The organism is Allobosea sp. GW821-FHT10B12, from assembly GCF_059415545.1.
This window is the reverse complement of record NZ_JBWKNL010000002.1, coordinates 25,311-38,561: the sequence shown is the minus strand read 5'-3', so window position 1 is coordinate 38,561 and position 13,251 is coordinate 25,311. Positions and strand designations below refer to the sequence as shown.

14 protein-coding genes are annotated in these 13,251 nt (G+C 67.3%); 7 read left to right on the top strand and 7 right to left on the bottom strand.

Annotated elements, in window-relative coordinates:
* The first annotated feature begins 21 nt into the window (after positions 1–21).
* The 3 genes from panC to AC07O0_RS05390 are packed head-to-tail and all read left to right on the top strand — an operon-like array spanning position 22 to position 2,195.
* A complete protein-coding gene (panC, locus tag AC07O0_RS05400) occupies positions 22–870 on the top strand; it encodes a pantoate--beta-alanine ligase (protein ID WP_494620756.1) in 849 nt (282 codons plus the stop codon).
* A 6-nt stretch (positions 871–876) separates the two neighbouring features.
* Positions 877–1,680: a hypothetical protein gene (locus AC07O0_RS05395; protein ID WP_494620754.1), complete on the top strand. Its 804-nt coding sequence runs from the start codon at positions 877–879 to the stop codon at positions 1,678–1,680.
* Positions 1,677–2,195 carry a YcxB family protein gene (locus AC07O0_RS05390; protein WP_494620752.1) on the top strand — a complete coding sequence of 173 codons (519 nt, stop codon included), beginning with the start codon at positions 1,677–1,679 and terminating at the stop codon, positions 2,193–2,195. Before AC07O0_RS05395 ends, AC07O0_RS05390 begins: the two co-directional genes overlap by 4 nt.
* Before the next feature lie 25 nt (positions 2,196–2,220).
* On the opposite strand, the gene AC07O0_RS05385 is transcribed toward AC07O0_RS05390, so the two are convergent.
* Positions 2,221–2,658 (bottom strand): DUF1489 family protein, encoded by a 438-nt coding sequence (locus tag AC07O0_RS05385; RefSeq protein WP_137881131.1) that lies wholly within the window; start codon positions 2,656–2,658, stop codon positions 2,221–2,223.
* A 151-nt stretch (positions 2,659–2,809) separates the two neighbouring features.
* Between AC07O0_RS05385 and AC07O0_RS05380 the strand changes: the two genes are divergently transcribed.
* Positions 2,810–3,589 (top strand): SDR family NAD(P)-dependent oxidoreductase, encoded by a 780-nt coding sequence (locus AC07O0_RS05380; RefSeq protein WP_494620749.1) that lies wholly within the window; start codon positions 2,810–2,812, stop codon positions 3,587–3,589.
* Positions 3,590–3,694: 105 nt separating this feature from the next.
* Positions 3,695–4,534, top strand: a complete 840-nt coding sequence (locus AC07O0_RS05375) for an aminoglycoside phosphotransferase family protein (protein ID WP_494620747.1) — start codon at positions 3,695–3,697, stop codon at positions 4,532–4,534.
* On the opposite strand, the gene AC07O0_RS05370 is transcribed toward AC07O0_RS05375, so the two are convergent.
* Positions 4,531–5,499 carry a threonine ammonia-lyase gene (locus AC07O0_RS05370; RefSeq protein WP_494620745.1) on the bottom strand — a complete coding sequence of 323 codons (969 nt, stop codon included), beginning with the start codon at positions 5,497–5,499 and terminating at the stop codon, positions 4,531–4,533. The genes AC07O0_RS05375 and AC07O0_RS05370 overlap by 4 nt on opposite strands.
* A gap of 94 nt (positions 5,500–5,593) precedes the next feature.
* Between AC07O0_RS05370 and AC07O0_RS05365 the strand changes: the two genes are divergently transcribed.
* Complete coding sequence (locus AC07O0_RS05365; protein WP_494620743.1) at positions 5,594–6,175, top strand: helix-turn-helix domain-containing protein; 582 nt, start codon at positions 5,594–5,596, stop codon at positions 6,173–6,175.
* A gap of 57 nt (positions 6,176–6,232) precedes the next feature.
* The gene (locus tag AC07O0_RS05360) at positions 6,233–7,009 is read left to right on the top strand and encodes a MerR family transcriptional regulator (RefSeq protein WP_494620741.1); all 777 of its coding nucleotides are present in this window, start codon (positions 6,233–6,235) and stop codon (positions 7,007–7,009) included.
* A gap of 2 nt (positions 7,010–7,011) precedes the next feature.
* Here the strand turns inward: AC07O0_RS05360 and AC07O0_RS05355 are convergent, their stop codons facing one another.
* From AC07O0_RS05355 to AC07O0_RS05335, 5 genes are all read right to left on the bottom strand, one after another.
* Positions 7,012–8,997 carry an acetyl/propionyl/methylcrotonyl-CoA carboxylase subunit alpha gene (locus tag AC07O0_RS05355; protein ID WP_494620739.1) on the bottom strand — a complete coding sequence of 662 codons (1,986 nt, stop codon included), beginning with the start codon at positions 8,995–8,997 and terminating at the stop codon, positions 7,012–7,014.
* A 255-nt stretch (positions 8,998–9,252) separates the two neighbouring features.
* A complete protein-coding gene (locus AC07O0_RS05350) occupies positions 9,253–10,503 on the bottom strand; it encodes a YeeE/YedE family protein (RefSeq protein WP_494620737.1) in 1,251 nt (416 codons plus the stop codon).
* An 8-nt stretch (positions 10,504–10,511) separates the two neighbouring features.
* Positions 10,512–11,447: a sulfurtransferase gene (locus AC07O0_RS05345; protein WP_494620735.1), complete on the bottom strand. Its 936-nt coding sequence runs from the start codon at positions 11,445–11,447 to the stop codon at positions 10,512–10,514.
* Positions 11,448–11,603: 156 nt separating this feature from the next.
* On the bottom strand, positions 11,604–12,332 hold the full coding sequence (locus tag AC07O0_RS05340) for a cation efflux transmembrane domain-containing protein (protein ID WP_494620732.1): 729 nt from the start codon (positions 12,330–12,332) through the stop codon (positions 11,604–11,606).
* Positions 12,333–12,467: 135 nt separating this feature from the next.
* Positions 12,468–13,229, bottom strand: a complete 762-nt coding sequence (locus AC07O0_RS05335; RefSeq protein ID WP_494620730.1) for an SDR family oxidoreductase — start codon at positions 13,227–13,229, stop codon at positions 12,468–12,470.
* Positions 13,230–13,251: the final 22 nt, after the last annotated feature.

Genomic DNA, 13,251 nt, shown 5'->3' with positions numbered 1-13,251 from the left:
GCAGCCTCAGGGAGAAGCGCTATGTCGCAGGTCGCGGTTTTCGAGACGGTCAAGGCGATGCGCGAGGCTGTCGCGGCCTGGCATGCCGCCGGCGAGAAGGTCGCGCTGGTGCCGACCATGGGGGCTCTGCACGAGGGCCATATCGCGCTGGTAACCGAGGCGCAGAAGCATGCCCGCCGCGTCATCGTCTCGATCTTCGTCAACCCGACGCAGTTCGCCCCGCACGAGGATTTCAAGAAGTACCCGCGCACCTTCGACAGCGATCGCGCCCAGCTCGAAGCCGTCAACGCCGACGCGATCTATTTCCCTGCCGTCGAGGAGATGTATCCGCCCGGCTTCGCCAGCCGCGTGCTACTCCTCGGCCCGGCTGCCGTCGGCTTGGAGGATCGCTTCCGCCCGACGCATTTCGAAGGTGTCGCAACGGTTTGCTGCAAGCTGTTCACGCAGAGCAAGGCCGATTTCGCCATCTTCGGCGAGAAGGACTACCAGCAGCTCAAGGTGGTGACGCGGATGGCGCGCGATCTCGATCTCGGCATCAAGATCGTGCCGCTCGCGACCTTCCGCGAGCCGGACGGCCTCGCCATGTCCTCGCGCAACCGCTACCTCTCGGCGCAGGAGCGCGCCCTGGCGCCGACGCTGCACAGGGTGATGCAGGCGCTCGCCGCCCGCATCCGCAACGACGATCCGCTCTTCCAGGCCGTCGCCGATGCCCAGACCGAGATCATCACCTCAGGCTTCGAGCTCGACTATCTCGAAGCCCGCCATGCCGACACGCTGGCACCGGTGACCTCGCATGCCGACGGCCCGATTAGGCTGCTGATCGCAGCGCGGATCGGCGGGACGCGGCTGATCGACAATATCGGGGTGTGAACTGGCGTGCTGACGCTGCGCCATGCTCTGGCTCTTTCCGCAGTCCTGCTGTGGTGCGGTTGGCTGGTGCTGATCAGCGGGCTAGCCGTATGGGGCATCCATCCGGTTTCCTATCAGAGCTGGAACGCCGGCGCGATTGCCGTAGCGGTTGTCCTGCTGTTGCTTCCACTGGGAGCCGCATGCGCGCTTGTCGCCAGCCGCGCGACCCTGCCGCGGGTGTCGAAGGTTGTCGGGTTTGCTCTCCTCGCCCACCTCCTCCTGGTGCTGCTGGTTTCGATCGGCGCCTTGGCCTTGGAAAGCAGCGCCGGCTTCATTGGGATCGTGATCGCCGTCACGGTGAACCTGCCCGCGATCATTTTCTTTTCTCGACAGAACGATCGGACACCGAAGCGCTTTGGCGTGGAAACCGTTGTCCTGCTCGCACTCGCGGGGCCAACCCTGATCCTGCTGTCATGGTCGGCATTCAACGTCCTGATCGTCTCGCGAAGCGCGACCTCGATCGCGAACGGGCGACCTTTCTGCATCCAGGTTCCAACGCAGCCGCTCGGAGTCTATGGCGAGATGAGCAGCTGGCGTCAGCTGGCGGGCCTGCGCATGCAGGCCCCGGTCGAAAATGGCGGGGGGTCAAGCGATTTTCAGTTCGCTTTTCACGCTGTCCTGGTCATTGGGTCGGCGCAGCAACCGACATTGTACAACTGGTCGTACTACGCGCAGGAGTTCGTGCCGATGTCGGAAACAACTGGCCGGGTCATGGTGCGCTCCCAGCGCTGCACGCCACGGATGCAATTCGGCGCTCCGAGCCTGACATGAATCGCAAAGCGACCTTCACACTCGACGAACTCGACCTGCGCCGCGCCGTTCGCCTGCACGCTTTCAGCGCGTTTCGCGAGAAGAAAACCATTGTCCGCATGGTGGTGCTCTGGGGCATTGCGATGGCGGTGGTCATCGGCTTCTTCCTTGCCGCGGGGACGCCCTGGCCCGCGCTGCGCGGCCACCTCTGGCCGCTCGCGCTCGTCATCACCGCGACCATCCTCGGCACCAGTCTCGGCCTTCCGCTCGCGCTCAGCCCGCTCGTCATCCGCCGCCGGTTCCAGCAGGAAAAGCTCGTACGCCTACCGGTCTCGGCCGGTTGGGACGAGGAAGCCTATGAGGCCGAGCAGCCGGGCGTGCACAATCGCTTTGCCTGGCGCGACTACATGAAGATCCGCGAGGACAAGCACCTCTTCCTGTTCTTCCTGTCGGACTACAACTATCAGATCCTGCCCAAGCGGGCGCTCACGGCCGAGCAGATCGCGGACCTGCAGCAGGTACTCGCGGCAGTCTGAACAGCAAACGGATAGTCGCTTTCTCCTACAGCAGCCCCAGCTCCGCCAGCTCGCGCCGCATCTGCTCCGGCATGACGCCGAGATCGCCGCTGCGGCCATCGATATCGCGCGGCGCGTCCTTGTCCTGCAGATAGCGCCAGCCCTGGAACGGCCGGAACGGGCGCGGCTCGACCGGCACCACCACCGGCTCCATCACCAGATGGCAGCGGCCGATGCCCTCGCCATCGGTGAAGGGGCGGATGTCGATCAGGCGCTGGCGCGCCGAGACCTGGCCCTTGATCACCCAGTAGAGCGAGCCGCCGTTGACGATCTCCTCGATCCGCTTCGGCACCATGCGGGTGGTGTGCAGCTGTTCCGCGGGCTCGCCGCGGGCGCGGCGCTGCGCCTGCCGCTCGGCGATCCACTCTTCGAGATCGCTGATCGATTCGGCGCCGACGCAGAGCTTGAGGATATGGAGCGGCATGGCGGGCAACCTAATCCTCGCCGGGGCGCCTCGCCAGAGCCTGCGGCCTTTCTCCACAACCGCGCCGCGCCGGGGTGACCCGCGAGGGCGCGGCCATGACGGCGCCGCCTGCGCGGGTTACTAAGACCACCGACCCGAACGGAGACACGATATGCGCGGACTGCAAGGCAAGGCCATTCTCGTCACCGGCTCCTCGACCGGTATCGGCTACGCCATGGCCGAGCGACTGATCGCCGAGGGTGCCAAGGTGCTGATCCATGGCCGCGAGCAGAACGAGGTCGACACTGCCTGCCGCAAGCTCGGCCCCGCGACTTCAGGCGCGATCGGCGACCTCGCCGAGCCTGCGACGGCCCAGGCGCTGGTCGATGCGACGCGGAAAGCCTTCGGCCGCATCGACGGGCTCGTCAACAATGCCGGCATCTATCCGCGCGGCGTGCTCGGCGAAACCACCGGCGCCTTCTTCGACCATATCTTCGCGATCAACACCCGCGCGCCTCTGCTCTGCGCCGAGGCCGCGATCCGCGCCTTCCGCCTGCAGAAATCCGGCGGCGCGATCCTGACCGTCGGCTCGATCAATGCCTGGTGCGGCAACTCCAACCTCACCGTCTATTCGATGTCGAAGGGCGCGCTGATGACGATGACACGCAACCTCGCCAACACACTCGGGCGCGAGCATATCCGGGTCAACCAGCTCAATGTCGGCTGGACCTTCACCGCCAATGAGGACGCGACACAGCAGCGCGAGGGCAAGAAGCCGGGCTGGGAGAAGGAGGTACCGCTCGAATTCGCGCCCTTCGGCCAGATCATGCAGCCGGCCGAGATCGCCGCCCACACCGCCTTCTGGCTCTCGGAGGAGAGCGGCCATGTCTCCGGCCAGATCTACGAGGTCGAGCAGTACCCGCTGATGGGCCGTGGCCGCGCCGCCGACTAACTCGCGACGCAATTGCACGACACCTCAGCGACAAGGCATCCGGGATGGCAGGGCGAACCCTCCCGGATCGCTTCGCCCATCAACCGAGACTGACGACGACCGACGATGCCGACCAATGCCTTTTCGCCCTGGCTGACCCGCTGGACCCTCGAACCTGCCGGCGAGCCGATCAGGACGCCTGGCAGCCACCTGCTGCCCGTGCTGCAGCATGGCGAGCCCGCGATGCTGAAGCTCCCGGACGGAGAACATGAGCGGCTCGGCCATCTCCCGCTCGACTACTGGGCCGGCGACGGCGCCGCTCGCCTGCTCGCCCGCAATGACGATGGCAGCGCCATGCTGATCGAGCGCGCCACCGGTTCCCGCTCGCTGGCCGCCATGGCCCGTAGCGGCGCGGCGGGCGACGACGAGGCGACCGTCATCCTCTGCGACGCCATCGCCGCCCTGCAGAAGCCGCGCGGCCCGGCGCCCTCCGGCCTGATCCCGCTGGAGACCTGGTTCAAGGACCTGTTCCCAGCTGCCGCCAAGCACGGCGGCATCCTCGCCCACTCGGCTGCGGCTGCGAACGGGCTCCTGCCGGCGCAGCGCGAGATACTGCCGCTGCATGCCGACCTGCACCACGACAACGTGCTCGACTTCGAGGCGAGAGGCTGGCTCGCCATCGATCCGAAATGCGTGATCGGTGACCGCGCCTTCGAATACACGATCCTGTTCTGCGACCCCGATCTCGCCGATCCGCAACCGCCGGTCGCGACCGTGCCCGGCCGCTTCGAGCGCCGGCTGGAGATCGTACTGGCGAAGTCGGGGCTGGAGCGCGAGCGCCTGCTGAAATGGATCCTGGCCTGGTGCGGGCTCTCGACCGCCTGGTTCGACGAAGACGAGGACCCGCTGGCGCAGATCAACCTCGCCGTGGCGGAGAGGGCGATCGTCGCGCTGGGAGGCCTCTAATTCTGCATCCAGGCGCTGAACATATCGGGCAGGACGTTCGCCCCGCAAATCACCGTAGTGACGCGCTTGCCGCGATAGCGCTCGGGATCTTCCAGCATCGCGGCGATGCCGAGCGCAGCAGAAGGCTCGGTGACGAGGGCGGCATGCCGGTAGAGCAATCGCATGCCCTCGACGATACTGGCTTCCTCGACCAGCGGGACATGATCGGCGACGGCGAGCAGGTCGTCGAGCACCTCGGGTATCGGAAACCGCCCGGCGACGCCGTCAGCGATGGTGTCGGTGCTCTCGGTGGTCACGACCGAGCGGGTGCGCCAGGACAGGGCTAGGGCCGGCGCGCCCTTGGGCTGGATGCAAACGATCTCGGTCGCGGGCGACAGGGCCTTGAAGACATGGCCGACGCCGGTCGCCAGCGCGCCACCGCCCAGCGCGAGCAGCACGGTGTCGATGCGATCGAAACCCTCGGCGAGTTCGAGGCCGATCGTGCCGGCACCCTCGCAGGTATCGAGATTCTCGCTGTCCTCGATCAGGAAGGCTTCGCCACGTGCCGCGATCTCGCGGGCGCGCTCGCGGGCATTCTCGATATCGCCCTCGACCAGCTCGACCACTCCGCCCAGGCGGCGAATGCGCTCGATCTTGCCGGGATTGGCGCCCTTCCCCGCGATCACGCTGACGTCGATGCCGTGCGCCTGGCCGCTATAGGCGAGCGCCTGCCCGAGATTGCCGGCGCTGGCGCAGACCGCGGCCTTGGGACCGGCGCTTCCGGCGAGCCGCGCCATCGCGACCTCGGTGCCACGCCCCTTGAAGCAGCCGATCGGGTTCGCCGTCTCGAGCTTGATGACGAGTTCGCAGCCCAGCAGTTCGCCGAGCGTCGGAGATCTGAACTGCGGCGTGTCCCGGAAGACCGGGGAGATCTCTCGCCTCCCTTGTCGGATGCGGTCGAGATCGAGCCTGGTGTTTGGCTGCATGGGACAAGCCTCCAATAGGGTGATACGACGGCGCGTGCGCTTTAACGTACAAACTAACCGTGCGCAATAACGCACAAAACTGAGAACATCCGCCATGAAGTCCATCGGCCCCGTCGACACGCCGAAGCTGCTGAAATCAATCAGGAGTGAGCGCGGCTGGAGTCTCGATCAGACGGCGGCCCGCACCGGCGTCAGCAAGGCGATGCTCGGCCAGATCGAGCGCGGCGAATCCGCGCCGACCATCGCGACACTCTGGAAGATCGCCACGGGCCTGGGCGTGCCGATGACCGCATTGCTGGAGGCCGATGGGGGGAGCGGTGATGTCCTGCTCATGCGCGACGCCGCCAAACTGCGCGTGCGCCCATCACAGGAGGGCATGCAGCGGGCTCTCATTTTTCGGTACGAGGCGCGGTTCGGCTTCGAGCTCTACGAACTCACCTTTGCGCCCGGATTCGAAAGCATCTCGGAGCCGCACGAGACCGGCGTCGTCGAGCACATCACCGTCCAGCACGGCGAGGTCGAATTGCTGATCGAGGAGGAGTGGCAACATCTCCGGCAAGGGCAATCGCTGCGCTTCCCTGCCGACCGCCGGCACGGCTATCGCAACCGCACGGCTGAGGAAGCCGTGGTCATGGACCTGATCCACTACCGCTTCGCGCCGAGGCCAAAGCCTTGACCCTCACACCGCGTGAGCCCCGATAAGTCGACGCGAGACGGTAGGGAGACGGGCCACATGCGGCGCACGGTCAAGCAGATGGCGAAGGCGTCGGGGGTCAGCGTGCGCATGCTGCACCATTACGACGCCATCGGCCTGCTGGCGCCGGCCGAGGTCGGCGCGAACGGCTATCGCTATTACGGCCAGGCCGAATTGCTGCGCCTGCAGCAGATCCTGTTCTATCGCGAGCTCGGTTTCCCGCTCGCGACGATCGGGCGTGTCCTCGACGATCCCGGCTTCGCGCTGGAAGCGGCGCTGCTCGCCCATCGCGATAGGCTCGGCGCCGACATCGCTCGCTACCGCCGTCTCATCCGCACCATCGACCGCACGGTCGAGACATTGAGACAGGAGACGAACATGGCGGACGACAAATTCTTCGACGGGTTCTCGGCGGAGAAGCAGGCGGAATGGGAGACCGAACTGAGAGCGCGTTTCGGTCCGGAGGCCGAGACCGCCTTCATCGACGCCAAGAGCCGTATGGCCGCGCTCGACGCCAGCGGTCGCAAGGCCATGGTCGACGAGATGGATACGCTACATGCAGCCTTCGCCGGCCTCGCCGAACGCCGGGTACCGCCCGCCGCGCCTGAAGCACAGGCACTGACCGCCCGGCACCATGCCTGGGTCTGCCGAAGCTGGACGCCGACAGCCGAGGCCTATGCCGGGCTCGGACGCCTCTATGTCGAGCATCCCGATTTCCGTGCCACCTTCGAGGCGGTGCGGCCGGGCCTCGGCCTCTATCTGGCGCAGGCCATGGCCTGTTACGCCGAGACGACGTTGAGGTCGGGCGAGCGCTGACGCTACTCCCCGAGCACCACCACCTTCGCACCTTCCGCCACCTGCGCGCCCGGCTCGGCACCGAGCTCGGTGACGGTGCCGTCGCGCGGGGCGGTCAGCACATGCTCCATCTTCATCGCCTCGACGATAGCGAGCCGCTGGCCCTTCACGACCGCCTCGCCCGCGGTGACGAAGAGCGCAATCAGCTTGCCGTGCATCGGCGCCTTGATCACCCCGCCCGCGCCCGCCGCCGCGTTAAGATCGACGCTGAAGGGATCGAACAGCGCGACGGAAGTCTGCCGGCCGCGGTGCAGCGCCAGATAAGTCCCGCCCTCGGCGCGGGCCAAGGTCACCTCGTGCTCGCCCTCTGGCAGCGGATGGCCCGGCAGCGAGACGCGGGCATCGTCGCCATTCCACTCGATCTTCGCCTCGACCCGTTCGCCATCGACCAGCAGCGGCAGGCCGAGCGCCGGGCGCGGCATGATCGAGAAGGCGTCGGCGTCGAGCCATGGTGACTTGGCCTCATCGCCGGTCCGCTCGACGGCGAGGTCGAGCAGCGCCACCTGGCGCTCCTCCTCGAGCTGCAGGGCGGCCGCCGCGACCGCCGCCGCATCGAGCGGCTGCGGCTCAGCCCCGAGCGCTTCGATATTGCGCTCGATGAAGCCGGTGTCGAACGGCCCCTTCCGGAAGCCCTCGGCTTCGGCCAGCTTCTTCAGGAAGGCGAGATTGGTGCGCGGCCCGGCGACGATGGTCTCGCCGAGCGCGAAGGCAAGATGGTCGAGCGCCTCGTCGCGGGTGCGGCCATGGGCAATCACCTTGGCGATCATCGGGTCGTAGAACGGCGTCACGGAATCGCCGGCCTCGACACCGGTGTCGATGCGGATGTCCTCGCTTTGCGGGAATTGCAGCGCCCAGAGCTTGCCGGTCGAGGGCAGGAAGCCCTTCTCCGGATCCTCGGCATAAAGGCGCGCCTCGACGGCATGGCCCTCGGCGCGGACATCCTCCTGGGTGAAGCCGAGCGGCTCGCCGGCCGCGACCTTGAGCTGGAGCTCGACCAGATCGAGCCCGGTGATCGCCTCGGTGACGGGGTGCTCGACCTGGAGACGGGTGTTCATCTCCATGAAGTAGAAGCGATCGGCCCTGAGACCGTCGCGCCCATCGGCGATGAACTCGACCGTGCCGGCGCCGACATAGCCGACTGCCTTGGCGGCTTCCGTCGCCGCCTTGCCCATAGCGGCGCGCACCTCCGCCGTCATGCCCGGCGCCGGCGCCTCCTCGATCACCTTCTGGTGGCGGCGCTGCAGCGAGCAGTCGCGCTCATAGAGATGGACCACGTTGCCATGGCTGTCGCCGAACACCTGGATTTCGACATGGCGCGGCGAGAGCACGTATTTCTCGACCAGCACGCGCGCATCGCCGAAGGCGTTCTTGCCCTCACGCTGGGCGCTGGAGAGCGCGTCGGCGAAATCCTCGGGCCGGTCGACCTTCTTCATGCCCTTGCCGCCGCCGCCGGCGACCGCCTTGATCAGCACGGGATAGCCGATGCGCTCGGCCTCCTTCGCCAGGAAATCGACGCCCTGCTCGGCGCCGTGATAGCCCGGTACGACCGGGACATTGGCCTTCTCGACCAGCGCCTTGGCGGCGTCCTTCAGGCCCATGGCGCTGATGGCGGAAGCCGGTGGGCCGACGAAGACGATGCCGGCGGCGGCGCAGGCTTCGGCGAATTCGACATTCTCGGACAGGAAGCCGTAGCCCGGATGGATGCAGGCGGCGCGGGCTTCCTTCGCCACGGCGAGGATCTTCTGCGCATCGAGATAGCTCTCGCGCGCCGGCGCCGGGCCGATCCGGTAGGCCTCGTCCGCCATCTCGACGAACAGCGCCTCCGAATCGGCGTCCGAATAGACAGCGATGGTGCGCAGGCCGAGCCGCCTGGCGGTGCGGATCACCCGGCAAGCGATCTCGCCGCGATTGGCGATCAGGATGGAGGGCAGTTTGGCGGCAATCGACATGGGACATCCTCGAACCGATGCCCCGTTATAGCCCAGCCGAAGCCCTTGTCTGCGCCTTGTTGCGCAGGGTGCGGATGGGCGCTTGCACCTCCTCGTCATTCCGGGGCTTCGCGCAGCGAAGAGCCCGGAACCCAGAACCGATGCCGCTCCACAGTTGGGCAGTCCCACCTCCGAGCCTTAACGACCATGCGCATCGGCTCTGGGTTCCGGGCTCGGGCCTGCGGCCTGACCCGGAAAGACGGCGTGGCTCCGCACTCACTCCAGCAGCCTGAACCGCCGCCCGAGCTTCAGCGTCACCGTCGTCCCCAAGATCAACCCGAACGCGAAGACCCAGCCCGAGACTGCCCCGGCCGAGATACCCGAGAGCAAGGTGCCAACCGTGCAGCCGAGCCCGAACACGGTGCCCCAGCCGAGCAGCACACCACCGACCAGCCCGCGCAGCATATGCCCGCCTGTCGGCCGCCTTGGCTTGAACTCTCCCGCCGCCAGCGCCGCAGCGAAGGCCGCCGCGACCAGCCCAGCGACGAAGAGGCCGTTCGGCGTCAGCAGTGCATCGCGGATCAGCGTGGCGCAACCGCGGAAGCTGTCGAGCCCATCCAGCCGCGCCGGCAGCCAGTCGAGCTGGGTCGCAAGTTGGCGCAAGCGCGAGCCGAGCTCTGCGGTGACGCCGAGCGGCGACAGGCGCAGGTAGGCGGCGACGCCGATCAGCCCGACGAAGAGCCCGCCGAGCCAAGCCGGCCAGCGCCGCAGGAAAACCGCGGCAACCGGATCGAGCCGCACACGAGTTGCTGCCCCCTGCTCGCTCGGCCGGCTAGCCCGCAGCAGCCACCAGGCAGCCGCGCCGAGCCCGGCGAGCCCTGCCAGCAGCGCGCCGCCATAGCCGAGCTGGCGCGGCAGCCACAGCACGGGCGAGTCCGAGATCGTCAGGAGATAGAGTTCGTTCCAGCTCAGGAAGCCCAGGATGAAGCCGATTCCGGCGCCGATCAGCGCGAAGGGCGAAGTCGGCGAGCCCTCGCCCAGCCGGTAGAGATGGGCGCTGATGCAGGAGCCGGAGATCGCCATGCCGGCGCCGAAGGCGAGCCCCGCCAGCAGCAGCGCCGGGCCGACCGGGCCGATATGCGCCGTCGGCGGCAGGCGCGCGCCCGTGGGATCGGGCAGCCAGGCGCCATAGATCACGGTGTAGCCGGCGAGCCCGACCGCCAGCGCAGTGAGGATGCCGAGCAGCCCGCGCGGATCGCGCCGGTCGAGCCAATCCTTCCAGATGCAGAAGAAGCAGAAGCGCGCCCGCTGCAGCACGAAGCCGAAGGCCGCGCCCAAGATCAGCGAGAGCTGGAGCTGCGGTGCCGGATCGCCATGGCGCCCGACGAGGTAGATCGAGGCTGCAATCGCGGCAGCGACCACAGCCGCAGCGATGTAGCGCAGGGGCGGCAGCCTGACCGGCTCCGCCCCCGCCTGCTGGCGCGCCAGCTCATAGTCCAGCGCGCCGCTATCGTCCGAGATGCTCATCAGGGGGCTTACTTGCCGCCCCAGACGGTGCCGGCCGGATTGCTGATCGGCAGGCCGACGACATTGCCGTATTCGGTCCAGGAGCCGTCATAATTGGCGGCCTGGTAGCCGAGCACGCGCGAGAGGATGAACCAGGTGTGGCTCGAGCGCTCGCCGATGCGGCAGGAGGTGATCACCGGCTTGGAGCCGTCGATCCCGACCTCGGCATAGAGCTTCTTCAGCTCCTCAGGCGATTTCAGCGTGCCGTCGGCCTGGTTGACTGCGCGCGCCCACGGCACGTTGACCGAGCCGGGGATATGGCCGGCCCGCAGCGCCAGTTCCTGGAAGCCGGCTGGCGCGATGATCTTGCCGGAGAATTCGTCCGGCGAGCGGATGTCGAGCACGCGCGCCTCGGACGTCTTCTCGACGGTGGCGACGACGTCGGTCAGCCGGGCGCGCAGCGCCTTGTTCGGCTCGCCCACCGTAAAGTTGGAGGCCTTCACCGGCACCGGATTGGTCGCGACCGGGCGCTTCTCCAGCTCCCACTTCTTGCGGCCGCCATCGAGCAGCTTCACGTTGTCGCGCAGCCCGTAGATGTCGAACACCCAGGCGCCCCAGGCGGCGAACCAGTTGTTGTTGTCGCCGTAAAGGACGACGGTCACGTCCTTGTCGACGCCGAGCTTGCGGGCGAGCGCCTGGAATTTCTCCGGCCCGGCGATGTCGCGCGAGACGGTCTCGACCAGATCGGTGTGCCAGGCGATGTTCTGCGCGCCGGGGATATGGCCGCGCTCATAGATGCCGGGCTCGACGCTGACCTCGACGATCCGGACCTTGGGATCGTTGAGGTTCTTCTCCAGCCAATCGGTCGAGACCAGCGGGCCGGTCTGGGCCAACGCCGCGCCGCTGAGCACAAGGCTCGCAGCCAGCACGGCCGCACCGCGGCGGATGAAAGAGAGGACGGACATTCTGGCGCTCCTTGGCGCCGAAGGGCCGGGATATCGGCACCCTTCGGCATGAATTGCAGGAGCTGCCATGATTTCGCCACGCGGCTTGCCGGAGAAGCCGGACAGGATTTTTTTGTTTGCCATCAAGGCGAAAGAACTGGGTCGTACGACCTTGGTCTAGGGAGAATATTCTCCCTTTGCTTCGACTTTGGTTCGATCCTGCGACTGTCTGGTCGCGCGCCAGATCGCCCAGGTCGCCTGGAAGCAGAGGAAGGCGACGAAGACATCGAACAGATATTCCGGCCAGCGCACCGGCGATAGCCGCGCGGCGAGGCCGAGCAGCGCAAAACCGGTGGTCGAGATCGCATCGTTGCGCGAGGACAGCCAGGTCGCCTTGATCACCGGGTTGGGTTCGCGCCGGAAGCGCCAGAGCACGCCGATGATCAGATAGGCGATCAGGATCGCGCTCGCCGCCGAGAAGCCGAGCGTGAAGAGCTCGATCGGCCGCGGCCGCAGGATCTTGTCCCAGAGGTCGTAGAGCGTGTGCAGGCCCGCGACCGCCATCACCGCGCCGATGCCGAGCGCCGCAACCTTTTCTGCACGCTCGTCGCGGCCGAAGACCAGCGCGGCGATGCCGTAGAGCGCGACGTCGTAGACCCAGTCGACGCCGTCCTTGAACAATTGGTTGTTGCCGATCGCCAGCGCCCAGAGCACGACATTGCCGGCGAAGATCAGGATGCCGAGCGCGATGCCCCAGATCGTCAGGCGATAGGCGCGCCCGACCTTGGCATCGATCGGCGCGGCATGGCCGGGCTCGCTCCCGGTCCGAGCGCCCTCCCCGTCATGGTCGGCCTTGTGCCGACCATCCACGTCTTCCGACCTTTCCGAGGCATCGAAGGCTGACAAGCGAGGCACTCCCGAGCCGGCCCGGACAGTGTCGCGCAAATTATGCTCGTCGCAAGCCGTCGCTGGCCGGGACTGGCCCGACCAGGACGACAGCGGATCGCCGCTCACGGCGCCGGCACTGCGAGAGTTTACCCCTTAGCCGCGCCCGACGAGCGGGGCCTTGGTCGCCATCACCGTGACGAACAGGATATTGGCCTCGAGCGGCAGGCCGGCCATGTGCAGGACGGTGGTGGCGACATGATCGACATCCATCACCGGCTCGACCTTGATCGAGCCGTCGGGCTGCGGCACGCCGGTGGTCATCTTCTTGGCCATCTCGGTCAGCGCATTGCCGATATCGACCTGGCCGACGGCGATGTCGTATTTGCGCCCGTCGAGCGAGGCGGTCTTGGTCAGGCCGGAAATGGCGTGCTTGGTCGCGGTGTAGGCGGCCGAATTCGGCCGCGGCACCTGCGCCGAGATCGAGCCGTTGTTGATGATCCGCCCGCCGCGCGGCTCCTGCGACTTCATCGCCTTGAAGGCCTCCTGCGTGCACAGGAACGGCCCGGTCAGGTTGGTGTCGACCACTCTCTGCCAGTCCTCCAGCGAGAGGTCCTCGAGCAGCACGCCGCCCGGCGCATTGACGCCGGCATTGTTGAACAGCACGTCGACGCGGCCGAACTTCGCCTTGGTGGCGGCGAACAGCGCCTCGACGGATTTCTTGTCGGTCACGTCGGTCGAGACCGCCAGCGCCTGCGCGGCCGGTACGCCCGAGAGCTTGATGGTCTCTTCCAGCGCATCGACCCGGCGCCCGGCCAGCACGGTGCGGTAGCCGTCCTTCAGAAAGGCGATGGCGACGGACCGGCCGACGCCCGAGCCGGCACCGGTGATGATCGCGACCTTGTTATGCCCAGACATGCGCTTCCTCGCCTTACCGTGA